Here is a 24,369-nt window from a genome sequence, read left to right as displayed (position 1 = left end):
CGCTGCTCGCTATAACCGCGGCCGTCTCGGTCGCCGCCGCAGTCTTATCCTACCGATGGGTCGAGAAGCCACTGAGGCTCTCGCCTCATCGCGGCCTTGTACGTCGCCGATCCAAGCCAAAGCTCTGTCAAGAAACGACGGCGATCGGACCTACATCAAGGTCCACGATCAACAATTTAAGAAAGACTTTTCAGTAGCGTAACAACTCGCATTAGAATTGGCACAAGCACGATTAGCACGCTGATGGGAAAGAGAAAGCCAGCAAGCGGAAGGAGCATCTTGAACGGCAAGGCGTTTGCTTTTTCCTCAGCCCTGATCATGCGCTTCTCTCGCATCTCTTGGCTGAAGACACGCAATGTCTTCGTAACACTCGCACCAAGCTCTTCCGATTGGCGAAAAAGAACGGCTAACGCGTGCGCTTCTTCAATGCGCAAGCGCTTGGCAAAAAGCGAAAGCGCGTCGCGCAGCCGGCGGCCGCCACGTACCTCCAGCATCATGATCGCCAAATGAAGGCCGAAGTCTCTGCTTCTGGACTTCAGGAATTCCTTTGTAACTCGATCGATGGCTGCCTCGATGCTCATTCCTGAATCAACGCAGACAATGAGCGTATCCATGAAATCGGGAAACAGCTTCCGGTATTCTATCTCGCGTTTGTCGCCCCGGCGTTCCAACATCACATTGCACAGGAAAAAGGCGAACGCGGTTGCCACGAACACGGCAAGCAGCTGATAGCCCCGCGCCATCTCCGGCTTGGCCCAGCCCAGCAATACAAACGTACCCGCAAAGGTGATACCTGCCACCAGGATACGGATCAGCTGAAAAATACGCGGTGCGCTGGCGGAAAAGTAGCCAGCGCGGATCAAGCGATTCTGCAGGGAGTTCGGATTCTTGTCCGCCCGCACGACTGTGTAATAATTGCGGACCAGCTCCGCTTCGGCGACAGGCAGACCTCGAAGATCCTCCGGAATTGGTCCTGATGTGGAGTCGCCAGATGCTGCTTGGCCAAGCCGCATCTGAACCTCACGCCGAGATGTGATGTAGCCAAGAGCCAGCGCGCTGAGGATCAGCGTGGAAGCAAAAGTCGCCAACAGGATAGCAAATTGGAGCACGGCGTCGCCTAGTAGTCGAAGTTTACGATCTTACGCAGGATCAGCATCCCAATGACCATCATGACGCCACCGGCAGTCAAAAAAATCGGGCCATTACCGCTTTCCCAGACCGGTTGGAAGTATTTTGGCTGCAGAAAGTTGATGATGCCGTAGAGAACGAACGGAAAACACAGCATGAACCACGAAGTCATGCGACCTTCAGCCGAGATGGCCTTGATCTTTGCTTTCATCATCACCCGCTTGCGGACCATATCAGCCAGATTTGTAAGAATCTCAGCCAGGTTCCCGCCCGCGCCACGCTGAACCGTAAGGGAGATTGCCAGGAGGTTCAATTCCTCGGCACCTACGCGCGTGGCCATGTTGCGCGTGCCGGTGTCTACATCGGTTCCGTATGTCAATTCATCCGTCAGAATCCCAAACTCCGACCCGATCGGATCTGGCATTTCACGCGCCACAAGCGAGATCGACACTGGCAAGGGGTGTCCTGCTGCGAGGCTTCGCACAATCACCTCGAGCGCGTCCGGAAACTGCACAAGAAACTTCTTGATCCGCTTGGAACGCTTGCGCGCGATGAAGGCCGCTACGACGAAAATGGCGGTAGGCACTGTAAAAATGATGCTCGGCAGCGTTGAGAAACCGATGAAGTTCCAGATCGTAAAAAGCACCAGTGTCAGTGCGATTAGATAAGCCATAGACCTCACGCCCTCATATCGAATTCCTGACTGCGCAATATAACGTCGCAGCGATTCAAGTGAGGCCTGCTGCTGCCGGCTGCCGATACCGCGCTCCTTCAGCATTTGGCGATAGACAACCTTACGGTCAACGTCGCGCTCAATGAGGCTCAGGCGGTAGTTGACGAATTTCTTCCGCTCCAGCGCGTTGCGCGTCGCACGCTGGAAAGTGTCTGCCAAGACCAGAACCGCAAGAAAGACCGCTAGGTAGATGAGCGTTGTCTGCATGACGTCAATTGAGCCTCTTACTGGGATCGAAGATCTCGTCGGGAACGTGCAGCCCTAGGTCTGCGATTTGTTCGAGGAAGCGCGGCCTAATTCCAGTGGCCACGAACTGGCCGCGCAGATTCCCGTTCTCATCGACTCCAACCTTCTTGAAGGCCATCAGCTCCTGCATCTGGATGACGTCATTTTCCATGCCTGTAATCTCGGAAACCGAGACCAGCTTGCGCGAGCCGTCATGCATACGTGCTACTTGAACGACCAGGTCGACAGCGGATGCAATCTGCTGGCGAATACTAAGCTGCGACATCGGCATCCCTGCCATGCCGATCATTTGTTCCAAGCGTGACATGGCATCACGCGGAGTATTCGCGTGGATCGTGCACATCGACCCTTCATGACCGGTATTCATAGCTTGGAGCATATCGAAGGCTTCCTCGCTGCGCACCTCGCCGATGATGATACGGTCGGGGCGCATCCGCAGTGCATTTCTAAGGAGTTCGCGCTGCCTGATTTCGTTGCGCCCATCCAGCGTCGGCGGTTTCGTCTCAAGACGGCAAACATGCCGTTGCTGGAGTTGCAGTTCAGCCGCGTCTTCGATTGTAATGAGGCGCTCCTTGTCCGAAATCTGCGAAGAAAGCGCATTAAGCATCGTCGTCTTGCCCGAACCAGTTCCGCCGGACACGATTATCGATTTGCGTCCCTTGACGGCAGCGGTCAGCAATATCTTCATCCCCTCCGCCATCGAGTTTCCTGCTACGAGGCGCTCCAGTGTAAAGGGCCGTTTCGAGAATTTTCGGATAGAAACCATCGGGCCATCGATTGTTACCGGCCTGATGGCGACATTGACACGCGATCCGTCGGCAAGGCGCGCGTCTACCAGCGGTGAGGACTCGTCGACGCGGCGACCGACTGCCGAGACGATCTTGACGATAATACGCATGAGGTGGTCTTCATCCTTGAACTGGATGTCCGTTTCCTCAAGTACGCCGGCGCGCTCGATGAACACCTGATTGTAGCTGTTGACCAGGACGTCTGCGATCGTGTCGTCCTTCAGCAGAGGCTCGAGTGGCCCGAGACCAAGCATCTCATTGGTAGTGTCAACAATCAGGATATCCAGTTCGCGGGCACTCATCGGCAGATTGCGGTCACGCACATAGTCGCGCACCAGCGGTCTAATCTCCTCGATGAGTTCCTCGCCAGCCATGGTGTCGAGGACACTGAGATTGATCCGGTCCAGCAGGAAGCGATGCAGCGCTACCCGCTGCTCCACCATTTCGCGTTTGATTACGTCGTTGGCATGCCCGGCCCTTGCATCTGCCATAGGGCCGGTTCCGCCGTCGCTCGCAGGCTCAGGCACCGCCGCCCTGAACAGTACCTCAAGATCCTCGCTTGTATTCCTCTTTGCGTTTGGCCGGAAGAAACGGCTGAATGTGTTCTCGCTCATTGCTCAATGTCCCACTGCCGCATCAATCGCTAACGATCACGCGCGTACCGACAGGCGTTTTCGAATAGAGTTCCAGGATGTCAGCGTTCGTCATCCTGAAGCAGCCAGAAGTGACGTACCCGCCTATGGTTGCGGCATCGTTGGTCCCATGGATCCGGAAAAGTGTGTCGTTGCCGTTTTTGTAGAGGTAGAGCGCGCGTGCGCCGAGCGGGTTGAGTGGTCCCGGCGGCACCAGGTCGGGCAATTCGGATTGTCGCTGACGCATTTCGGCAGGGGGCCGCCACTGCGGCCATTCAGCTTTTTGCCCGACCGTCACCGAGCCCGTCCAGGTAAACCCCTCTCGGCCAATGCCAATCGTGTATCGTGCGACCGTATCGGCGTTGCGCACGACATCCAGCGTCCGCGCCGAATTAAAGATCAGAATCGTTCCTGGTCTTTCTCCGGTGACAGCGCTAACGAGCCGGCGCGTCGCCGGCCCGTGGCTGCGAGGGACTTTCGCCGCTTCGGCTAGAGAAGAGTCGATCGTCAACGCCCAGGCACCAGCGGCCCCTGCAATCAGAAAGTTCCGGCGCGAAACAACGTGGTCGTCCATCATCGCGCCGATCCGGCAACCAGCGCCATTGCGTCGGCAAGAACCTGCACCTTGGAGCAAAACCGCGAGCGCGCGTCCACCTCTAGCGGCAGCACGCCCCGATTCAGCGCTTCCGTCATCATATCAGGCTCGTCCGGCAAGATCGTCACCGGAGCATCGCCAAAAAGCCGCTGAACGTCCTTTTGTTTGATCCCGGCCGAGAACCATCCGCCTCGAACCTTGTTGATGGCCAAGCTGATGCCTTTTCCGCTGCCGCGGATTTCCGACACTCGCTTCAATGTTTCCTTCGCACGACGAACTGCCGGGACCGAGTTTGTCGTAACAATCACAGCAGAGTTGACGGCCGCCAGCACGTTGTCACTCCAGAGGGTCTCGCACGAGGCCAGGTCGACTACAGTGTGGTCGTGCTGAAAAGTAACGATATCGAGCATGCGCAACACCAGCTCCGCAGCGTCCGGATTGGTCATCAGCGCCGGGCTGGCAAAGGAAAAAAGCGAAAAACCGCTCTGATGCTTCCGTTTGATGATGTCGATGAATTCGAGATCGATGCGCTCCGGCTTGCCCAGAACGTCGGTCAGGTCGTAACCGCTATCGGTGTTGAGATAGGCGGAAGTCGAGGCCGACGAAAAATCCAGATCGAACAGCGCGACCGTCGGTTGGCTGCGCTTGCGCGCACGGCTGAGATAATAAGCCAGCATAATGGCGACGCTGGTCGCCCCGGCCCCGCCGCCACAAGGCAAGACGGCGTAGACGTTGTTGGCATTAGCCTTCAGGCGTTGCGTGACCGTATTGACCGTGTCGATCAGCAACCGCGGCTGAAGCGGCTTTGGCAACCAGTCGGTACCATCCAGTTTGATGAGTTGGCGCATCCGCTCCGGGGTCAGCTCGTCCGAGACAAAAATGACTGGCACCTTGCCGAAGCGCCCGCGAACTTCGGCAAGACGTGGATTGTCGAGCGCGACACCATTGCCAAGATCGATAATTACGGCGTCAAAACTGTCGGCGTCGAACGTCTTATTCTGCACCAAAGCGTCGAGAGAAACGACGGTCGTGTCAAAGGCCGCCAGGGACGAGATGATGTTGTCCATCGTCCTGACCGCATCCCTGTCTTGCGAACAGATCAGTATCCGGGAACGACTGGTAGTGCTCAGGTTCACGTTCATCAAATATCCAGTCTAACTGCAGGGGCCGGGGCAGCTGCGGAGGTCTTCTGATGTTGCGGTGACGGTGAAGGGAGGGAAGCCGATGCCAATGCTTTCAAGGAGCCGTCCGATCACCGGAAAGTCGATGGCATCGCGGGCGATCTCCATGCGTACGGTTACGACGGGCCCCCCTGGGCGTCCCTGATAACCCAACCCGCTGAGCTCATAGATGATGCGTATCTGACCAGCTGTGATGCCAGGAAAATAATTGGCGAGTCCGGGCCATCTCTGGCCTCCCGTTAGGTTGCCACTGATGAGCCTGGTCATCATGGTCGCATCGCAAGCTATGCCGGTCCCTGCGCCGCAGGCCGACTGTACGCCCGCATCTGCATCGATCAGCTGCCCCGACTGCGTGTCATCGAACGCGAAGACCGTGTTGAAGTCAGGCGTCGCCGGTTCAGATACGACCAGTTTCCGGACGCCGAGCTGCATGGCTTTCGCTGCAAGGTTCCATTGATACATCATGTAGCCGAATTCGACACACAGACTGATGGCCAGAACCACAATAGGAAAGACGATCAGCCCTTCCGTCAGCGCCACGCCCGACTTTGATCGGAAAAATCTCCGCAGCATGACAACTACCATCCGATCTTGCGCTGGTTGTGGTTGGCGTTCACTGTAATGTTGCCGATGCCGAGTGCGCTGAAGAGCGGCGAGCCTGACAATTGGTGCGTCGTTGTAGCTGAAATGATCGTGCTTGAGCCGGATACCGATTCGGTGAAAGTGATTGGCGAATTGTCCGCGTTCCAGTCGCGGACGCGCAGCCGCGTCGTCGCCGCAGCGCTGCCGTAGTAGGCTAGGTTGCGCGCCACATTTTGACAGCTGTCGGCGGAATGGCGGCAACGTGCCATATAGCGCGCAGCATCGCGCATCCCGGTTTCGATCTGCTCACGCTGCCAAAGGACCGAGCCGAATTCCAGCACACTGATGGCCAGGAAGGTCAGGAACGGTACCGCGATGATCGCCTCGGTCATCGCGACACCCTGCTCGTCGCTTAGAAAGTCGCGAAGGTTTGCGATGGGGTTCATCGGACCAACTCCGCCTCCTCACGCAGATGATCTTCGACCGTGCCCATTCCTCCCTTGCCGGTGACATCGATCACCTCGAGCGAGATGTATTTGTTGCTGCCTGCCGTCACCATCGGTTTGGTGAGGAACAAGCGCGTGTAGGCTTCGGCTTCCAGATTTTTGCGACCGTTAAGTTCGGCCTGATGCTCGATGCAATTGACAATAGCCGCGACGATCACGCGCCTTTCACCTGCATAGTCCGCTGGATTGTAGCCGCTGTAGCACTGGGGAGATGGGCTGCCGCGCTCGCCGCCGGGAGCACGATCATTAACCCGGTTGTTTGACAATTCGTACTGATAGACATCGTAGCGGGAAGGATGCGTAATGGCCGCAGTAGCGGTTGACGGCAGGCTTGGCCGATAGTCAACAACGGCACTTGGCGCTGCCGGCGCCGGCGTGCCGGCGCTGGGCGGCGAGGTCAGGCCGCCGTGTGAAACCTGCCAATAGCGATTGAGATCCCAGGTACCGTTCGAAATGTTGCCGCCACCGCTCAGATTCGTCGTGGATGTCCCCTGCGGGAAGGGCATGGCGTCCATCGGATTGATTTCCGGCTGATAGGATGAGCAGCTTTGCGGAGTGCCATTGGCCTTGTAATCCTGCCCCATGCGCACATTGCGGTCCGGTCTGAAGTTTGGGTCGCTGGCATTGCTGCTCATCGGGCCAGCGTAAATGCCGAAGCGTGTCCCCAGTCCTTGTTCGGCCGGACCGATATTGCCGCCTGGCTCGGTCAGGATTTCGTCGGGGTCATAGCAAATGCCAGGATTGTTGGTGGCGAGCGCCCCACGCAACACGCTGGCGCCGCTGCCACCCACGGCAAGATAACCGAAATTGCCGGGACCGGCGGTCGTGCTGCCCCGCAACGTCATGGTTATCTGCCGTGCATAAAGGTTGCCGTCCTTGAAGTTCTGATGAAAGTCTGGATTGCCGCTTCCCTCGAACGGGTTGCAGATGAAGATCGGCGTCAGTTCGCAGGCCGATGACCGGTATGTCGCCACCGCCTCCGCCTGGACGGGCACTTCGTCGCGGCCGAGCCCGGGCAGGGTGAACATCGTGCGGACATTGAAGTCGTTGGCGATAACCCGAACATATTTGGCATGGTTCGACTGCTCGTCTACCGATCCGTAGTCCGCCTCGACGTTGCACGAGACATCACGGCCTCTGCGGTCGATGCAATTGCCGTTGATGGCCTGATCGTCGAAGGCCGGAATGCCTTCCATGAACTGGACGGTGACGTTCCCCGCACCGGTCGCGGCGTTGTAGCTGACGTCAATGCGATCGCCCATGCTCATGCCGTCGCCGCCGTTGCCGAACCAGGCCTGATTGCCGATCATTGCCTGGATTGCTGCCTTGGCACGCGGGATCGCATCGTCGCGCCCGTCAAGTTCGCGCGCACCGGCCAGCGCCATCGCGTCGGCGGCATCCTGAAGGTCGGTATGAAGGTTCGTTACGCGCGAAGCGTCAATCACAAAAGCGGCCACGCCGACGATCAGCGGTAGGGCTACAAGCGTCAGAACTACGGCATAGCCGCTGTCATCGCGCGAAAACCCAATCTTCAAGGCCCGGCGCCTCAGACGGCCGGCCAGCTCAACACTGACTAAACTCCCCATGGTGTCTTGTCCCAAGCCCTGGTCAGTGAGGCCGCACACTCACACCGTTTCTGATACTCCCATTTCTAAAACAACCCGGCCTCGTACCCTCGCTAGTACCCGGTCGGTGCAGTCGCCGGGCCTTGCGCGCCCGGCATAGCATTATTGTTGATAACGACCCGCGGCCCCGGCGGGGCGCGGCAAGGCGCAACGTCCTTGTCGCAAGGCTCCTGATAGCGCCGATAGGCCTCATTCACCTTGCCTGCGTCCGGTTCTATCCTCGTGTTCCGAGAATGCTGCGGAAATGGGTCAACCGTCTGGATGGCCAGATTTGCCTCAGGCGCGTCGCCCAGACCCAGCGTGACCGAGTCACGATTGTTCATATAGTCGGCGCAACCACCGAGACTGATAGTGAACACGAGTAGGATGATCTTACTTTTTGACAACGGCGCCATCCGGGAAATCAAGATCAATACGATGGCCATAGGCCCCCTTGGCACCCACGCCATCGCGGAATTTGCGGATCATGTCTTTGTCCACTTCCAGCATGCCGAAGGCGAAAAGCTCGGCGTCGTTGGACGGGCGCGTATTGTCCAGCGGTGTGCGCAACGCCTCACCGGGCGACGTGGGTCGAACGAGATAAGGTGTGACCACGATTACGAGGTCCGTCTCGCGCTTTTGAAAACTGGTCGAGCGGAAAAGGGCGCCGAGGATCGGGATTTGTCCAAGCCAGGGAAGTTGCTGAACGTCGCGTTCATTGACCGACTGAAGCATGCCGGCCATGGCGAAACTCTGGCCGTCGCGCAACTCCAGAACCGATGAAGCCTTGCGGGTGGAAAATGCCGGGAAGCCGTTGACGACCAGGGATCGGTCGATTTCGCTGACCTCCGACTCCAACCGCACGTTGATCTTGCCGTGCCCGAGAACGGTCGGCAGGAAATTGAGGCGGACGCCGTAGTCCTTGTAGACATAGCCGACCGTCCCGTTGTCGCCCAAGCTGGACGGGATCGGCACTTCGCCGCCAACGGTGAAACTCGCCGGCTCACCGCTGATCGTCGTAAGGTTGGGTTGAGCCAGGCGCCGCGCCAGGCCCTTCTTTTCAAGCGCGTCGATGATGACATCGACCTTGACGCCAGCACCTTCCAGCACCTGGGCGACTAGTGTACCGAACGGCGTGTTTGTGGACGCCAGACGCTGGCCGGAATCGGCGTCGCTGAGGAACGTCTGTGCCTGACCATCCTCAGCGTTGACCGACAGACCTGTTCCCGACCCGAAAAGCGAAGTGCCGCCCTTCGCCCGGACCTTGACACCCAAATCGCGGCCAACGCTTCGCGAGGCCTCGATGACGCGCACCTGGAGCGCCACCTGCTGGTTCTCGGTGACCCCCAGCGAACTGATGACCTGCCCATCCTTTTCGGCGAATTGTTGCGCGGCGGCAATCGCGGCTGCCTGTTGCGACGCATTGGCGACCATGCCGGAAAGGACGATCTTCTCGTTGCGGTTCAGAACCTTGATATCGGCGCCTGGTACTGCCGCGCGAACGGCGGCGTTGACGTCGCTGAAATCCTGGCGCACCCGCACGTCGACGATGCCAAGCAGCTTCTTGTCTTCGTTGAAAAGGGAGATATTGGTGATGCCGGGGGCGTTGCCCTGAATATAGAACGACCGGTCAGACAAGGGCACCACATCCGCCACGCTTGTCTTGCCAATGACAAGATCGGCGTAGGGAATATTGGTCTGGACAGTCAGGGTCATGCCGGGGCGCACCTGGGCGCGTGATACTGTTCCGGCTCCGAGGGATAGTCGCAGATCCTGTGCCATCGCCCGATCAGGCCAAATCACTTCACCGGTCAGCGCACTGGCCAGAATTGCCGCCACTGCGAAACGCCGCTTGATCCGCCTTCCCTTGTTAGCCGAGCAAATCACGCAAACCCCCCAAGGCTGCAGTTACAATGTTCCTCACTTAACAGCCATTACTTGATATTCCGTTCTTTCTGCACCCCTGTAAACGCCGACGCCGACGGTTGAGGGCGCACGTGGCACGGGCGCAACAGTTGCAGCGGGAGCGGGTTTGTTCAACTCGCTCTTTAACTGTTCGACGCGCGCATCCACCTTTTCATCGACGGTGCGCACAAACTTCTCGATGCTGTCCAGGCGGGCCTGTTCTTTTTCCTGCATAAGTGCCTCGGCAGGTGCACCGCTACTGAGGTCCGACAGATCGACCGAGGCGACATTTTCCACTTCCGCAGAGGCGACGTTGCGCAGCGTCAGTGAAAGTGTGCCGACCGTCGCTGCCAGGGTGAGCTTCTGTGCCTCGACCGTCGATACCTCCAATGTCACCGTCTTGACGATCTCGGGCCTGTCCGCGCGATCGTCGGCCGACTGATCGACCGCCAGCACTTTGACCCCTTGCAACAAAACATCCGTTGTGCCGTTGCGTTTTGCGTCACCCTCAGCGTCGAGCTGACGGGTGAGCATGATGTCTACCCTGTCGCCCGGCAGCACAAAACCAGCGACACCAAGCACATCGTTGACTCGGATAGATACGGCCTTCATCCCCGCGCTCAAGGTCGCGGAAAGCGTCGCACGCTGACCAGGACCGGTGATCTTTGACGCAAGGATCGGCTCGGAAGCTTCAATTCCCGTCATCACATATCGAGACTGCGTGCTATCGCCCATGATTTCGGCGATCGACTTGAACGCGCCCTGCGGCACCGAGCCCGCGGGCCATTCGATCTCCTTCAGAGCCGCCGGCTCCACCAGTTGGCCGAAGCGCATCGGCTGCGCGGCTACCACGATCATACCCTTTGGTCCCGGCGCAGGTCGATTGGCGGCCAGCGATTGTGTCTGAGATTTGAGATAGGCCTGCACCGCGAATACTGCAGCAACGGCCAGGAAGACCGACACCAGCAGGCTTACGATGGTTGAAGATTTCATTGCCCACCCCCCATGATATGGGCGACCGGGTCTGACCCAGTCGCCCGCATGCAACTCTGTTCGACGTTAGGCCGGCAGCGGCTCCGGCTCAAGACCATCCCACCAGGTGCCCCAGCGCTCCCAAGCACCCGCCAGGCTCGACCCAGCGGCACCTACCGCGACGACCACGGCGGCGACGATCAGCCCGAGAAGAACCAGATATTCTGTCAGCGCGATCCCGTCTTCGTCCGCGACGAACGCCCGCACACTTTCCAATGCCTTTTTCATGACGCACTCCCCTTGAACACTTTGTGAACACCCTGATCTACACTCGGCGTGACATCGAAAATCGCCCCACCGATGTCGTTATTAATAATCTGTTAATTAGGGTCTGGTCAATTAGGAGGGCCTTATATGATAATGTAAACTAACTAATAAGGTTAACATGTAGAAAAATTCCATTTGGTGGCCAAGCAGAGTCAGAACATAAGGATTGATTATTGGATCACAATAGGGCGACCGATGAGACAATTCGATGAAAACTTGCGACTCAAGCAGCTATTGCGATTAATACTTTATAAGCAACAGCGACGAAACCACACGTCATCTAATGCCAACTCACCTTATTTATCAAGCGGGATAGCGCTATGAATATTTTCGTAAGTTTTGGCGATGCTTGACAGATGACAGCTATCGTCGTCATAACGCTACTTGTTTCTGCCGCCACTTTCAGCCGGGCAGCCTGGGTCGACTTCATGACCTGGAAGATACCCAACCGCACCATCCTCGTTCTGGTTGCCTGTTATGTCATCTTCGCTGGCGTGGTTCTCGCATCCGGGGAAACGCTGCGGTTCGGCGTAGATGTTGTCTGGTCCCTCGCCACGGCGTTCCTGCTGATGGCGATTGGCTTTGTGCTGTGGCAGTTGAAGTTGCTCGGTGCAGGCGATGCCAAGCTGATGTTCCCGATTGGCCTATTTCTTGGGTGGACGGCCCTGCTGCCGTTTGCGATCTGGCTCGCTGCCTTGGCTGTGGTCGCACTGCTTGCGCTGAAGCTGCCACTCCCCGCCGGATTGGGTGCTACCATTCCCGGCATGCGTCTCAATGAAATTCGGCGGACCGGAAAGGTCCCTTACGCGGTCATTCTGGTTGGCGCCTTGTTCGTGTCGGCATGGGACAGGTACGCCACCGCCGCACTGGGATGAGACCTATGGCAGCGACAGGATTTGCAGGATCGGACTATGAGCGACGCTATGGTGGCTGATGTCGAACGCTGACACCCAGCATACAGCCGTCTTGAGCGCCGCAGGGTCAATCGGCTTCGTTCTAAATGAATTGAAACTGCCTGCGACCGTGGCGTTACTTTATTTCGGTGCCGTCTGGCTTTACCTCGGCGTTGGCAGTGGCCCGATGCTTCTCCATCTGGCCAAGTCGATTGCCGGCATCTTCCTGTTCTGGTTGGTAGCGGCAACCGTGTTGCGCTTCATCTATTATGTCCACGTCGCGCGTCCTCACCGACCCATCGTTACCATGTTTTCGGAAGCCAAGACCGTTTCGCGAAACCTCGAAACAATCGGGCGAGGCATAGCCATTCTGCTTATCCTGTCACTCGTCTGCGGGGCGTTCTGGACCATGAAGGCCCAATTGAGAGATTTTGCATCGATCGGTTGGGACCAGCGACTGACCGAGATCGACCGCATCATTCATCTGGGAAAGCTACCTTGGGAGTGGCTGCAGCCGGTCGCTGGTTACTGGCCCGTCACCATCATCCTGAACGCCAACTACCAGCTCTGGCTTCTGGTGATGTGGATGATGGCGCTTTACTTCCTCTTCGCGGAAGCAGCGTGCCCGATACGCAAACGTTATCTGCTAGGGTTCATTCTCACCTGGATTGTTTGTGGCAGTGTGCTCGCCAAAACGTTCGCATCGGCGGGCCCGTGTTATTTTAGCCCGCTAGGGATCGTACCGAACCCCTACGCGCCGCTGATGGATTATCTGCGCGCCATTCATGTGGACCTGGTACCCCTGCCTGCACTCTGGACACAGGACTTGTTATGGCAAGGCTATCTCGGCAAGACAGAACCATTAGGCATTTCCGCGATGCCAAGCCTGCACAACGCAGTCGCGCTGCTCAATGTGCTCGCTGCCTGGAACCTGAGCAGGAAGCTGGCCTGGCTTTTAGCTGTCCACGCATTGCTGGTTTTCGTCGGCTCGGTGCACCTTGGATGGCACTATGCCATCGACGCCTATGTGGGATGGGCCGTGGTCATTGTGCTGTGGGCCGCCGCGGGGATGTTGGCGCGCCCGGCCGCTGCAGCACAGTCCGCCATGATAGAGACCGATAGGCGAAGACACGCATGAACCCCTGGTTGTCACGGTTCTTTGTGGTGTCCCGGCAATACCGCTGGCTCTATGTCGGCATGGTTGGCCATATAGGCATCATGTGGCTGATGATCCAACTTGGCTACCTGGTGCCATATTACCAGGCCGGCCGCTTCTACATGCGCGTTGCCACGCACCTTATTGTCAATCTCAGCCTGTCCTACATGCTGGTCGTGGTCGTTCGCCTTCTGCGCGAAGGCAGGCAGAACCCCACGCGCGCCCTAATCGGTGCGCTTCGGGAGGCTTTGATCGCCCATGACCGTTACATCCACGTGCCGCACGTCCTGATCATTTCCATTTTGACCATCAGGACTTTTGCAACCATCAAATCGTCGATCCCGACGGTCAATGCATTCTCATGGGATCTGCAGTTCGTGGCGGCGGACCGCCTTCTGTTCGGCGGCTATGACGCCTATCAATGGACGAGCCTGCTTTTCGGCAGCATTCCTGCCCTTGTCGGCCTGAACTTCTTCTACAATCTTTGGCTGATCCTTGTCGTTTCCGCCATCGTCTGGTGCGCATTCATGCGGGATAACCACTTGCGCATGCAGTATATGTTCGCGATGTTTCTTGCTTGGGTCGTGGCTGGGAATTTCCTGGCCATTTTCTTTTCCTCCGCCGGACCGTGTTTCCTTGAAAGGCTGATCGGCGATCACACCTTTGATCCGCTGATGAGCAGTCTGAGACTTGCCAACGAGCAGACCGGCATGATCTGGGCGCTGCTAGCGCAGGATGCCCTTTGGGCGGCCTACACCAGCAACGAGGGGGCGATTTCCGGCATCTCCGCCATGCCAAGCCTGCACGTCGTATTCGCTGTCCTGCTCTATTGTGCTCTCCGGCACCAGGGCAGAGTGGCAAGATCCGCCGGTCTGGCTTTCGCGTTTTTGGTACTCATCGGGTCCATACAGCTTGGTTGGCATTATGCCGTCGACGGAATTGCCGGCGTGGTGCTAGCGCTCGCATTCTGGAGATTGGCGGGTTCGTTGGCGCGGCTGGCGCTTGGATCGCCAAGATATGCGCCGGCCACTGTCGAGCAAGGCTGAAGTTCGCCCCGCAAAGCCTGACGGCCTTAATCCAGCGTGCGGACCGGATGGATCATCGCCCAAAATATGGCTTTGTGCGTCGAAGCGCAGGCCCACACTACGCCCAGCAGGAGCACAACGAAGAACGGGGACATGCTGTTCAGATCGGGCAAAAATCCGAGATGTCCAACGATTGCTCCGTCGGATGAGGCCGCGAAGACGCCCTCATCTCTGAGCGCCACGATCAGCAGAACAAGCGCTGCGTGATGCGTCAGAAATCGGGCCCTGCGGGCCGGGATTGGCTTGGCGGCGGCGGCGGTGGCGAGCACGAGCGCAAGCACAACCGACGCCATTCCGCCCGCAAAGCTGGCCGGAAAGAAAAGTCCGATCTCGCGGCCGAATGGCGCGAGAGCCAAATATAGCCGCCAGGTCCATTCGCTCGCCGGAAACGCGCCAACCGCCATGCGCATGGCAAGAAACATTGCCATCAAAACAAAAACGAGTGCGGGCAACCAATTGGCGACGTCGGACATCTTGCGCATCAAACAGCCCCTTCCGCACCCAAGGATTAGGGCATTCGTAGAGCCTTAAAGCTAAGGGATCATTAATCCATGACCGCAGCCAATTCGGACGCGTCGAAGCGTGCTGGACCCCGCTACCTGACCTTCTCGTAGGTAACGCTTCCATCGGCGTTGGTTGTCCGTCGGAACGATTGCGACGCCTGCGGCGCCGGGTTGCCTTGCGTCGCATCCGGCTGTCCGGCAAGCAGTGCCGCCGCCGTCGCGTTCCGACCAGGGGCACTTCGGGTAACCGGCTGCTCGGCCGGCCCAAAATCGATCGCCTCGCCGTCGTCCGACTGCAAGGCAAAAGAATTCATGCGCATTTCAAGCTGGTCAGTGGCTATTCCGATCCGTTGCGCCGATTCCTGGGACAGCTTCGCAGCCCTCTCGGCTTCGGCCCGGATTTCTTCCAACCGGCCGTTCGTTCTGTCGATGAGCGACTGGACGCCAACGTTGAAACTGTCGAGGCGGTCGACGACGCGCTTTTCAAAGCCACCGAGATTTCCGAGCTTTTCGGCGAGTTCCCTGGTTTCGGAGACCATGCCCCACATTTGGAACGCAACGATCATGGACACGGCAGTCAGCAACAGCAGAATCGAGGAAAACACTGAGAGGACCCATGTGGCGCGACGGAGCCGGATCAGGCTGAGTTCAAGCATGGCAGATTTTTGGGCGCGAGCGTCCGGCAGTGCCAATGTCTCCGCTGCCGCCGTCGAGCTCACCATCGCTCCGCTTTAACCGCGTTCTGCAAGCGATGCGCTGTTTCGCATCAGTTCCAGATTATTGGCTGTAGTTTCATTCGAAGGATCGATTTCATAGGCTTTGACAAAGTATCGCCGCGCCCGAGGTAGATCGCCACGCAGCAGATAAGAGTAACCGCGGTTGTTCAAAAACTCTGGCCTGTTGGGGATCATTTTCTCAAGTTTTGCATACGCAAGGTCTGCATTGTCAAAGCGCCCCAAGTGATCTGCCGACGCAGCATAGCCGAGCCACGCCTGCGGGTCTTTGGGATAAACCTCGACAGCCTTCTTGAACAAGGCGTAGGACTTGCCGAAATTACGCTCCTTGAACTGGACTTTTCCCTTCTGCACCAGTTCGTCCGTAGGATAAAATGATGCGTCTGACAGGTCATTCACGGAGTCGGCACTGTCGCCAAAACTTGACATATCCTCCGCGCCGCCAGCCGACTTGACGTTCGACTGACAGCCAGCAACCACTGCACAGACCGCCAAGCAGATGACCGGAAGGACTTTGGCCAATGCGGCCTCCTCAGGCTAAATAAGATATGTTATTGCCATATATGCCGATGCTAATGAAGGAATTCGTAATGGCGTTGTTCCCTAGCGTTGAGATTGCGCGAGCTTGTTGCAAATTTGCCATAGGCGGCCCGATTTGATTTTTGCTGCTCGGATTGACATGTTTAAGAGAATTTAGGGGTCGCCTGCATGACCGAAACAGCACATCAGTTCGGATTTCAGGGGGCCTTCCGCGCTCCAAAAATTCCTTCCACAGTCCAAGAAACCGGTCTTGAGCAGGAAATCCTGCTCAAACTTCTAGCAAAAACCCTTCGCATCAACGGCACAATGACGGCGAGCGCAATGGCGCGGGAAATGTGCCTTCCGGTCGCCATTGTGAGCGCTCTTGTGAAGGAGCTTCAGCGCCTCCAGATCATAGAAGCCAAAGGACTAACCGGAACGGACATGCGCGGCGAGGTGCGCTACGCTTTGGGCGGTCGAGGTCACGACTATGCACTCGATGCGATGGCTCAGTCACAATATGTCGGGCCGGCGCCGGTTACCCTCGAAGAATTCGTGGCACAAATCCACCAGCAATCCATCGGTATGGAGCGTCTCTCGCGTGATGCCATCATAGCTGCCCTTTCTCATCTGGTTCTGCCCGAGAGCCTCGTTGACACGATCGGACCAGCAGTCAATTCGGCACGGTCGATCCTTCTGTATGGCGAACCCGGAAACGGGAAAACCAGCATCGCAGAGGCAGTAGGGAAGGCGTTCAGGGATGCTGTCTACTTGCCCTATTCGTTTATCGTGGGCGGGCAGATCATCAATTTCTTCGATTCGGCGGTTCATACGCCAGTCGAGACGCAGGATCGAAGCACTTCCAAGCCAACTTACGATCAACGATGGCAATTGTGCAGACGGCCCTTAGTCATTACCGGCGGCGAACTCACTTTAGATATGCTCGATCTGGCGTTCGACGCCGCATCGCGCGTTTATGAAGCACCGGTGCATTTCAAGGCAACCGGAGGCGTCTTCGTTGTCGACGATTTCGGACGTCAGCGTACTGATCCGCAAGCTGTTCTCAACCGTTGGATTGTCCCGCTGGAGCGAGGGTTCGATCAGCTTACACTGAACACTGGAAGGAAGTTCTCTGTACCATTCGACCAATTGGTCATTTTCTCGACCAATATTGAACCGAAGAATCTTGCAGATGCAGGAGCGCTGCGCCGGCTTTATTACAAAATCGAGATTCCAACTCCAACTGCAGCGGATTATCATTCGATCTTTGTTGACGTTTGCAAAAGGCGGGGGATTGAGTTCGATCTGACAATCTTTGAGAAGTTTTTCACCGAACATTATTTGTCAAAGGGCGCCACACCTGCCGGCCACCACCCGAGATATCTAATCGACTTTGTCATCTCGACCTGTCAGTTCCGCGGAGACAAGCCACATATGAACGCCACACTACTCGCGTCGGCGTGGCAGAATCTCGTGCCTCGTTAGCCGGAAGGCGCAAGCAGCGCGTCATCCTGGAGCGGACATCGATGGCTCTTTCCACAGAGGCGGCGTCGAAACTGGTACGATCTCTTGTGCTTCCATAGTGCTTCCGAACAATAAGCACGAGGAAAAATCGCCATCTTAGTTGCACGGAAAGCCTGGAAAAGCGTTTGATCCCGGCATGAAGATGGCTAGGACCATTTGGTGGATACTGGCTTTCCGGCGGACAGTGAAGGAGTGCTCCAGAAATGCTCAATGGCGACGTAATGGCGTGGTCCGCGACGGTTTGGGTTGCTATCTTGGTGGTAGCCGTCGTTTGCCTCATCGGTGCCAGATCGGAATAGGAAGCGCTACGTTTTAGCGAAAGTAGACCTATGGGCAAGGGACCGGGGACAGGAGCCTGCCGCGTGTGCCCCATAGCGTAAAGCTCCCCGCACTCCCTGCCCGAAAACTTGTAAACCTAAGGCAAGTTGGTGGGCGGGTACCATGCCTTCGGAGGGCAGAGTCGGACTTATGCTGCTCATCGCTATGAATGACAGGTGGGTGAGAAAATGGTCTTAGTGTTGGCGCGGAGCAACGCCTAAAAATAGGAACCCTCCCATCCGGGCTTTAACTGCGCTTCGGTTCTGAGTTTCGAGCCAGCCGTACGCCTGGGCCGCCACCATTTGCCGGAATGAACTCGATGCCGGCGGTCTCGAACGCTAGCTGAATTGCGTCGATCGTCGAACTCTTTAGCTGTTCGCCCCGTTCAAGACGGGCGATCGTATCAGGCGATACCTCCGCGTTTCGAGCAAGGTCTCGCGTTCCCCACCCCAGCGCGACGCGCGCCATTTTGCATTGAATTGCATTCATTTCGTAACGCAGATACGAATTTTGTTGATCTTCAGGCCAATTGCCATTATCGTAACCCTGATACGATTTAATACCTTAGCGGCCGCCAAGGGTGTTCAACCGCGGCTCGGCCTGACCATAACCTAAGCTGTTCAGGAGCTCGGATCATGGCTGATTCCGACCATAGCATGAGTTTTGGGTGCGTCACGCGGCGGCTGGCGCTTGGCGGGTTGTTTGTTGTCAGCGGTGGGTGGGCATTTGGCGGGAATGCTCTGGCCCGCGCGACAGCAGCTTCTGACATAGTACCCGATCCCAAAGACCCGGCGATGGCAGTATGGCGGGATTGGGAAGCGGCATATGTGCGGGCAATGTGGCTCTGTGATCGGCAGCAGAAGCTCGAGGCAGCACTTGCCGAGCGAGTGGATGGGCTGTGGACGGTTGTGAGCAGCCCTGACGGCGAGGAGGCCATCGTTTGCTCGAAGGCAGCGCTAGACAGGATTGTCGGCGACCGAACGGACATGGCGGCTATCCGCGCCAAGGCCGAAGCTGAACTCGACGCGCGACAAGCACATTTCGAGGTGGTTGCGACGGAGATCGGCTATTTCGAGGGCCTAAGGGCTGAGCAGGCAGGCTTTGCAAGGGTCGCGGAGCTGCTGGAGGCGCTTTCCGGGACGCCCGCCAACTCGCTTGCAGGCGTCGTGGGCAAGCTCGATGCGGTGTTGCGCAACGGCGCGGACTGGGAAGATCGTTCGGCCTTTCCCTGGCCGCAAATCCGCTCGGCGCGCGAGGACCTGATGCGGATCGGGCACCAGCTAACACCGCATGCGTTTTTCCCGGACGGTAAACGGTGAGACTTGCCTCTCCCCTGCCCTGCCGGACAATTCGCCGGGTGGCTTCATTGCATGTGGCTTCACGGCGGAGCCGGTCAAGGTCAAGGCGGGTTGGCGCCAAGGCCTTGATCGGCGCTTCCAGCGTCGCGGCAGTCGGCATCCTGCGTCTGCTTAGGAGAGGGCGCCGAATGCAGGTTATTGCGCGCCACGTTGCTACGGCTGCATTTTCCCCCTTCCCGGCCAGCATATCTGGCAGCTTCATCCCCGCTTCGACACCACGAAGCGAGGAAGCCTGTGGCAGAAGACAACGTGACGGCCGCCGACGCGCCCTCCCCGAGCGAGCACCCCGAAAGGCCCAGAAGCCATCCGGCGATCCTGGCTCTCGCCTGGCTGATCGGCCGCGGCATGGCAAGAGAGCGCTTTGCAAACACAACGGACGCCAATGCCGCCCCCAACTCTCACGCGGCCAAGGCAGAACCACCGGGCGAAAGAGCCGGCGACGGCAACTCCGACACCAGCTAGACCGAGAGCATTGTTCATGACCATGCGCGTAGCACTTTATGCCCGCTACTCATCCGACCAGCAGCGGGCAGCCTCGATCGAGGACCAGTTCCGGCTTTGCCGCGAACATGCGGCGCGCGAAGGCTGGGAGATCGCCGGCACCTACCACGATGCCGGCATCTCCGGAGCAAGCCAGATCCTGCGGCCCGGCATCCAGAAACTGGTCCGCGACGCCCAATGCGGGTTGTTCCAGTTGGTGCTGGCCGAGGCCCTTGACCGCATTTCTCGCGACCAGGCCGACATCGCAACACTCTACAAACATTTGAAGTTCGCCGGCGTGCCGATCGTCACTCTCGCAGAGGGCGCGATCTCCGAACTGCATGTCGGCCTCAAGGGCACGATGAACGCCTTGTTTCTCGGGGATCTCGCCATGAGGACCCGGCGCGGATTGCGCGGCCGCGTCGAACTCGGCAAGTCCGGCGGCGGGCTGTGTTACGGCTATCGTGTCGTCAGGCATGTCGACGAGCGCGGCGACCAGCTCAAGGGCGACCGCGAGATCGACACTGATCAGGCCGAGGTCGTCCGCCGCATCTTCCGGGACTTTGCCACAGGCATAAGTCCGCGCGCGATCGCCAAGAACCTCAATGACCAGGGCATATCAGGACCTGCCGGCAAGCTGTGGAACGACACCACGATCCGCGGCCATGTCAGGCGCGGCACAGGCATCATCAACAACGAACTCTATGTCGGTCGACTGATGTGGAACCGCCAGCGCTATGTGAAGGATCCCGCAACCGGCAAGCGCGTCTCCCGGCTCAATCCGGAGAGCGAATGGATCGTCACCGACGTGGCCGAGTTGCGCATCGTGGGCGACGAACTGTGGCAAGCGGTCAAGGCGCGCCAGAGCGAGATCGCCGACAGGTCCGTCAACCTGACCGCGGCGGTCCGCGCGCACCACATGCGCAACCGGCTGAGCAGTGCCCGCCGGCCGAAGTCACTGCTGTCGGGGCTTGTCTTTTGCGGGTGCTGCGAGGGCCCCTATTCCTTGCGGAGCGTCGACCGCTTCGCCTGCTCTAGCCACACCAGCAATGGCTCATGCCCGAACAAGCGCACCATAGCGCGGAGCGAGCTGGAACAGCGGGTGCTAGCCGGCCTGAAGAACAGGATGATGGCGCCGGAGGCAGCCGCGGTTGCGATGAGGGCCTACGCCGAGGAGACCAACCGTCTCAACCGCGAGCGCCGCGCCAATGCCGATGGCTGGAACGCAGAACTGGTGAAGGTCGACAAGCAGATCCGCAGCATCATCGAGGCGATCAAGGCCGGCATGTTTCACGAGAGCATGAAGGCCGAGATGGACGCCCTCGAGGCGCGCAAGGCCGAACTCACGAACGTGCTTGCCGCAGCTCCTCAAGACAAGCCGGACCTGCTGCCGAGCATATCGTCACTCTATGCGCGGAAGGTCGCGCATCTGACCGAGGCGCTCAATCATCCGGACGATCGGCCGCAGGCCGCGACGGCGCTGCGATCGTTGATCGAGAAGATCGTTCTGACACCTGGCGCCAAGCGCGGCGAGATCGAAGCTACGCTGTATGGGGACCTGGGCACGATCCTGAACTGGACCAAGCGGCAGGCTGTTGGGACTGCAAACAAAAACACTCCCGGAGCAGAGCTCACGGGAGTGTCGTTATCAATGGTTGCGGGGACAGGATTTGAACCTGTGACCTTCAGGTTATGGTCCGCAGGACGAGGAGCTACCATCGCCAGGAAAGCGAAGCTTTCCGCCAGCGATAGAGCTCGTTGATTTCGAGGAAGATTGGTTGCGGGGACAGGATTTGAACCTGTGACCTTCAGGTTATGAGCCTGACGAGCTACCGGGCTGCTCCACCCCGCGCCACCGGACATTTTGCGACAGGCAAAACGTCCTTTTTCAACGCTTTCCGACTTTTGCCACGGGCAAAATGTCTTTTTGTCTGGCTTTTGCCAAAGGAAAGGGCCGCTTACGCGGCCCGTCTACCCGTTGGCGGGCCTTTTGTATCGAGAAGATTTAACATGCGCTTGGCAGACCTGGCAGCGACTTACTCTCCCGCGTCTTGAGACGAAGTACCATCAGCGCTGGAGCGTTTCACGGCCGAGTTCGGAATGGGATCGGGTGCAGCCGCTCCGCCATAACCACCAGGTCGGCAAAGCGCATGTTAATCGAGAAGCTGTTTTTGTGCTTTTGTCGTTTTTCGTGACGATCCCTTTGGGATCGCACTGCGATGAACATAAGGAATGAGAACGATCAAGCCTATCGAACTATTAGTACCGGTAAGCTTCATGCGTTGCCGCACTTCCACACCCGGCCTATCAACGTGGTCGTCTTCCACGGTTCTCAGGGAATACTCGTTTTAAGGTGGGTTTCCCGCTTAGATGCCTTCAGCGGTTATCCCGTCCGGATATAGCTACCCTGCTATGCGGCTGGCGCCACAACAGGTCCACCAGAGATCCGTCCATCCCGGTCCTCTCGTACTAGGGACAGATCCTTTCAATATTCCTACACCCACGGCAGATAGGGACCGAACTGTCTCACGACGTTCTGAACCCAACTCACGTACCGCTTTAAATGGCGAACAGCCATACCCTTGGGACCTGCTCCAGCCCCAGGATGCGATGAGTCGACATCGAGGTGCCAAACAACCCCGTCGATATGGACTCTTGGGGTCATCAGCCTGTTATCCCCGGCGTACCTTTTATCCGTTGAGCGATGGCCCTTCCACACGGGACCACCGGATCACTATGACCGACTTTCGTCTCTGCTCGACTTGTCAGTCTCGCAGTCAGGCGGGCTTATGCCATTGCACTCGACGACCGATTTCCGACCGGTCTGAGCCCACCATCGCGCGCCTCCGTTACTCTTTAGGAGGCGACCGCCCCAGTCAAACTACCCACCATACATTGTCCCGGACCCGGATAACGGGCCGCGGTTAGACATCCATAGAGATAAGGGTGGTATTTCAAGGGTGGCTCCACCAAGGCTGGCGCCCTGGCTTCAAAGCCTACCACCTATCCTACACATGCCACTACGAATGCCAATGTAAAGCTATAGTAAAGGTGCACGGGGTCTTTCCGTCTAACCGCAGGAACCCCGCATCTTCACGGGGAATTCAATTTCACTGAGTCTATGCTGGAGACAGCGGGGAAGTCGTTACGCCATTCGTGCAGGTCGGAACTTACCCGACAAGGAATTTCGCTACCTTAGGACCGTTATAGTTACGGCCGCCGTTTACTGGGGCTTCGATTCAAAGCTTGCACCTCTCCTCTTAACCTTCCAGCACCGGGCAGGCGTCAGACCCTATACGTCGTCTTGCGACTTCGCAGAGCCCTGTGTTTTTGATAAACAGTCGCTACCCCCTGGTCTGTGCCACCCTCACCCTGCTTGCGCAGGAAAGGGTCACGCTTCTTCCGAAGTTACGCGTGCAATTTGCCGAGTTCCTTCAGCATAGTTCTCTCAAGCGCCTTGGTATACTCTACCAGTCCACCAGTGTCGGTTTCGGGTACGGTCTATAAGGAGGAGCTATTTCCTGGAACCACTCCGCTGCAGGGATCAATCCAATAAGACCCCACAACATACGTGATCCGTCACTTCCTCCAGGCCCACGAATATTAACGTGGTTCCCATCGTCTACGCATTTCTGCCTCGACTTAGGGGCCGGCTAACCCTGCTCAGATTAGCTTTAAGCAGGAACCCTTGGACTTTCGGCGGGGGTGTCTCTCACACCCCTTACGTTACTCATGTCAGCATTCGCACTTCTGATACCTCCACCGCCCCTCACAGGTACGGCTTCGTCAGCTTACAGAACGCTCCGCTACCGCTTGCAGCAAGCTGCAAACCCTAAGCTTCGGTGTATGGCTTTAGCCCCGGTACATTTTCGGCGCAAAGACCCTTATTTAGACCAGTGAGCTGTTACGCTTTCTTTAAATGATGGCTGCTTCTAAGCCAACATCCTGGTTGTTTTGGGATCCTCACATCCTTTCCCACTTAGCCATAACTTGGGGACCTTAGCTGTAGGTCAGGGTTGTTTCCCTTTTCACGACGGACGTTAGCACCCGCCGTGTGTCTGCCGACTAGTACTCCCAGGTATTCGGAGTTTGGTTAGGTTTGGTAAATCGGTGAGATCCCCTAGCCCATCCAGTGCTCTACCCCCTGGGGTATTCGGTCGACGCTCTACCTAAATAGATTTCGCGGAGAACCAGCTATTTCCGAGTTTGATTGGCCTTTCACCCCTAGCCACAAGTCATCCCGAACTATTGCAACAGTTATGGGTTCGGACCTCCAGTAAGTGTTACCTTACCTTCATCCTGCTCATGGCTAGATCACTCGGTTTCGGGTCTAATGCGTCGAACTGAACGCCCTGTTCAGACTCGCTTTCGCTGCGCCTACACCTACCGGCTTAAGCTTGCTCGACACACTAAGTCGCTGACCCATTATACAAAAGGTACGATGTCACCATTTCAGGCTCCATCTGTTTGTAGGCAACCGGTTTCAGGTACTCTTTCACTCCCCTTGTCGGGGTGCTTTTCACCTTTCCCTCACGGTACTAGTTCGCTATCGGTCATGCACGAGTACTTAGGCTTGGAGAGTGGTCTCCCCATGTTCAGA

The 24,369-nt window shown here is 57.6% G+C and carries 22 protein-coding genes, 1 tRNA gene and 2 rRNA genes (1 of these 25 cut by a window edge); 7 read left to right on the top strand and 18 right to left on the bottom strand.

Annotated elements, in window-relative coordinates; translation table 11 throughout:
• Positions 1-176: 176 nt before the first annotated feature.
• From IG197_RS19940 to IG197_RS19890, 11 genes are all read right to left on the bottom strand, one after another.
• The gene (locus IG197_RS19940) at positions 177-1,109 is read right to left on the bottom strand and encodes a type II secretion system F family protein (protein WP_246765196.1); all 933 of its coding nucleotides are present in this window, start codon (positions 1,107-1,109) and stop codon (positions 177-179) included.
• 8 nt (positions 1,110-1,117) lie between these two features.
• Positions 1,118-2,068 carry a type II secretion system F family protein gene (locus IG197_RS19935; protein ID WP_154387195.1) on the bottom strand — a complete coding sequence of 317 codons (951 nt, stop codon included), beginning with the start codon at positions 2,066-2,068 and terminating at the stop codon, positions 1,118-1,120.
• Between the two features lie 4 nt (positions 2,069-2,072).
• Positions 2,073-3,509: a CpaF family protein gene (locus tag IG197_RS19930; RefSeq protein WP_246670903.1), complete on the bottom strand. Its 1,437-nt coding sequence runs from the start codon at positions 3,507-3,509 to the stop codon at positions 2,073-2,075.
• A 22-nt stretch (positions 3,510-3,531) separates the two neighbouring features.
• A complete protein-coding gene (locus IG197_RS19925; protein WP_246670904.1) occupies positions 3,532-4,104 on the bottom strand; it encodes a L,D-transpeptidase in 573 nt (190 codons plus the stop codon).
• Positions 4,101-5,189 (bottom strand): pilus assembly protein, encoded by a 1,089-nt coding sequence (locus tag IG197_RS19920; protein WP_154387196.1) that lies wholly within the window; start codon positions 5,187-5,189, stop codon positions 4,101-4,103. The genes IG197_RS19925 and IG197_RS19920 overlap by 4 nt, the downstream gene beginning before the upstream one ends.
• Positions 5,190-5,276: 87 nt before the next feature.
• Positions 5,277-5,888: a TadE/TadG family type IV pilus assembly protein gene (locus IG197_RS19915; protein WP_154387197.1), complete on the bottom strand. Its 612-nt coding sequence runs from the start codon at positions 5,886-5,888 to the stop codon at positions 5,277-5,279.
• Positions 5,882-6,331 carry a TadE/TadG family type IV pilus assembly protein gene (locus tag IG197_RS19910; RefSeq protein ID WP_154387198.1) on the bottom strand — a complete coding sequence of 150 codons (450 nt, stop codon included), beginning with the start codon at positions 6,329-6,331 and terminating at the stop codon, positions 5,882-5,884. The genes IG197_RS19915 and IG197_RS19910 overlap by 7 nt, the downstream gene beginning before the upstream one ends.
• Positions 6,328-7,926 (bottom strand): pilus assembly protein TadG-related protein, encoded by a 1,599-nt coding sequence (locus tag IG197_RS19905; RefSeq protein WP_246670905.1) that lies wholly within the window; start codon positions 7,924-7,926, stop codon positions 6,328-6,330. Before IG197_RS19905 ends, IG197_RS19910 begins: the two co-directional genes overlap by 4 nt.
• Before the next feature lie 462 nt (positions 7,927-8,388).
• Positions 8,389-9,834 (bottom strand): type II and III secretion system protein family protein, encoded by a 1,446-nt coding sequence (locus IG197_RS19900; protein ID WP_246765195.1) that lies wholly within the window; start codon positions 9,832-9,834, stop codon positions 8,389-8,391.
• Positions 9,835-9,915: 81 nt separating this feature from the next.
• A complete protein-coding gene (cpaB, locus tag IG197_RS19895) occupies positions 9,916-10,893 on the bottom strand; it encodes a Flp pilus assembly protein CpaB (RefSeq protein ID WP_154387201.1) in 978 nt (325 codons plus the stop codon).
• 66 nt (positions 10,894-10,959) lie between these two features.
• Positions 10,960-11,160, bottom strand: a complete 201-nt coding sequence (locus tag IG197_RS19890) for a hypothetical protein (protein ID WP_154387202.1) — start codon at positions 11,158-11,160, stop codon at positions 10,960-10,962.
• 395 nt (positions 11,161-11,555) lie between these two features.
• Between IG197_RS19890 and IG197_RS19885 the strand changes: the two genes are divergently transcribed.
• From IG197_RS19885 to IG197_RS19875, 3 genes are read left to right on the top strand one after another with little or no spacing between them, the layout of a single operon-like run.
• On the top strand, positions 11,556-12,074 hold the full coding sequence (locus IG197_RS19885; RefSeq protein ID WP_154387203.1) for a prepilin peptidase: 519 nt from the start codon (positions 11,556-11,558) through the stop codon (positions 12,072-12,074).
• Between the two features lie 58 nt (positions 12,075-12,132).
• Positions 12,133-13,230 (top strand): phosphatase PAP2 family protein, encoded by a 1,098-nt coding sequence (locus tag IG197_RS19880; protein WP_154387204.1) that lies wholly within the window; start codon positions 12,133-12,135, stop codon positions 13,228-13,230.
• Entirely contained in the window at positions 13,227-14,294 is a 1,068-nt protein-coding gene (locus IG197_RS19875; RefSeq protein ID WP_192314501.1) for a phosphatase PAP2 family protein, read from the top strand. The genes IG197_RS19880 and IG197_RS19875 overlap by 4 nt, the downstream gene beginning before the upstream one ends.
• Positions 14,295-14,320: 26 nt before the next feature.
• Here IG197_RS19875 and IG197_RS19870 read toward each other — a convergent pair whose 3' ends face one another.
• The 3 genes from IG197_RS19870 to IG197_RS19860 all read right to left on the bottom strand — a co-directional run bounded on the left by IG197_RS19870 (position 14,321) and on the right by IG197_RS19860 (position 16,092).
• Positions 14,321-14,815 (bottom strand): hypothetical protein, encoded by a 495-nt coding sequence (locus tag IG197_RS19870; RefSeq protein ID WP_154387206.1) that lies wholly within the window; start codon positions 14,813-14,815, stop codon positions 14,321-14,323.
• A gap of 113 nt (positions 14,816-14,928) precedes the next feature.
• On the bottom strand, positions 14,929-15,492 hold the full coding sequence (locus IG197_RS19865; RefSeq protein ID WP_154387207.1) for a hypothetical protein: 564 nt from the start codon (positions 15,490-15,492) through the stop codon (positions 14,929-14,931).
• A 75-nt stretch (positions 15,493-15,567) separates the two neighbouring features.
• Positions 15,568-16,092 (bottom strand): tetratricopeptide repeat protein, encoded by a 525-nt coding sequence (locus IG197_RS19860; RefSeq protein ID WP_246765194.1) that lies wholly within the window; start codon positions 16,090-16,092, stop codon positions 15,568-15,570.
• A gap of 186 nt (positions 16,093-16,278) precedes the next feature.
• Here IG197_RS19860 and IG197_RS19855 point away from each other — a divergent pair, with 186 nt between their 5' ends.
• Positions 16,279-17,574 carry an AAA family ATPase gene (locus IG197_RS19855; RefSeq protein ID WP_154387208.1) on the top strand — a complete coding sequence of 432 codons (1,296 nt, stop codon included), beginning with the start codon at positions 16,279-16,281 and terminating at the stop codon, positions 17,572-17,574.
• A gap of 603 nt (positions 17,575-18,177) precedes the next feature.
• Here the strand turns inward: IG197_RS19855 and IG197_RS36255 are convergent.
• A complete protein-coding gene (locus IG197_RS36255; RefSeq protein ID WP_246670906.1) occupies positions 18,178-18,420 on the bottom strand; it encodes a helix-turn-helix transcriptional regulator in 243 nt (80 codons plus the stop codon).
• Positions 18,421-18,566: 146 nt separating this feature from the next.
• On the opposite strand from IG197_RS36255, the gene IG197_RS19850 reads away from it, so the two are divergent.
• From IG197_RS19850 to IG197_RS19840, 3 genes are all read left to right on the top strand, one after another.
• Complete coding sequence (locus IG197_RS19850) at positions 18,567-19,250, top strand: hypothetical protein (protein ID WP_154387209.1); 684 nt, start codon at positions 18,567-18,569, stop codon at positions 19,248-19,250.
• A 273-nt stretch (positions 19,251-19,523) separates the two neighbouring features.
• Positions 19,524-19,751 carry a hypothetical protein gene (locus tag IG197_RS19845; protein WP_154387210.1) on the top strand — a complete coding sequence of 76 codons (228 nt, stop codon included), beginning with the start codon at positions 19,524-19,526 and terminating at the stop codon, positions 19,749-19,751.
• A 16-nt stretch (positions 19,752-19,767) separates the two neighbouring features.
• Complete coding sequence (locus IG197_RS19840; protein ID WP_192314498.1) at positions 19,768-21,531, top strand: recombinase family protein; 1,764 nt, start codon at positions 19,768-19,770, stop codon at positions 21,529-21,531.
• Positions 21,532-21,544: 13 nt separating this feature from the next.
• Here IG197_RS19840 and IG197_RS19835 read toward each other — a convergent pair.
• The 3 genes from IG197_RS19835 to IG197_RS19825 all read right to left on the bottom strand — a co-directional run.
• A tRNA-Met gene (locus IG197_RS19835) sits at positions 21,545-21,621 on the bottom strand.
• Positions 21,622-21,792: 171 nt separating this feature from the next.
• Positions 21,793-21,907, bottom strand: a 5S ribosomal RNA gene (rrf, locus tag IG197_RS19830).
• Between the two features lie 100 nt (positions 21,908-22,007).
• A 23S ribosomal RNA gene (locus tag IG197_RS19825) occupies positions 22,008-24,369 on the bottom strand; it runs 449 nt beyond the window's last position.

The sequence above is a fragment of the Aminobacter sp. SR38 genome (assembly GCF_014843375.1).
Lineage (GTDB): Bacteria > Pseudomonadota > Alphaproteobacteria > Rhizobiales > Rhizobiaceae > Aminobacter > Aminobacter ciceronei.
The sequence above is the reverse complement of the archived record's forward strand: the minus strand, read 5'-3'. Positions and strand labels throughout refer to the sequence as shown.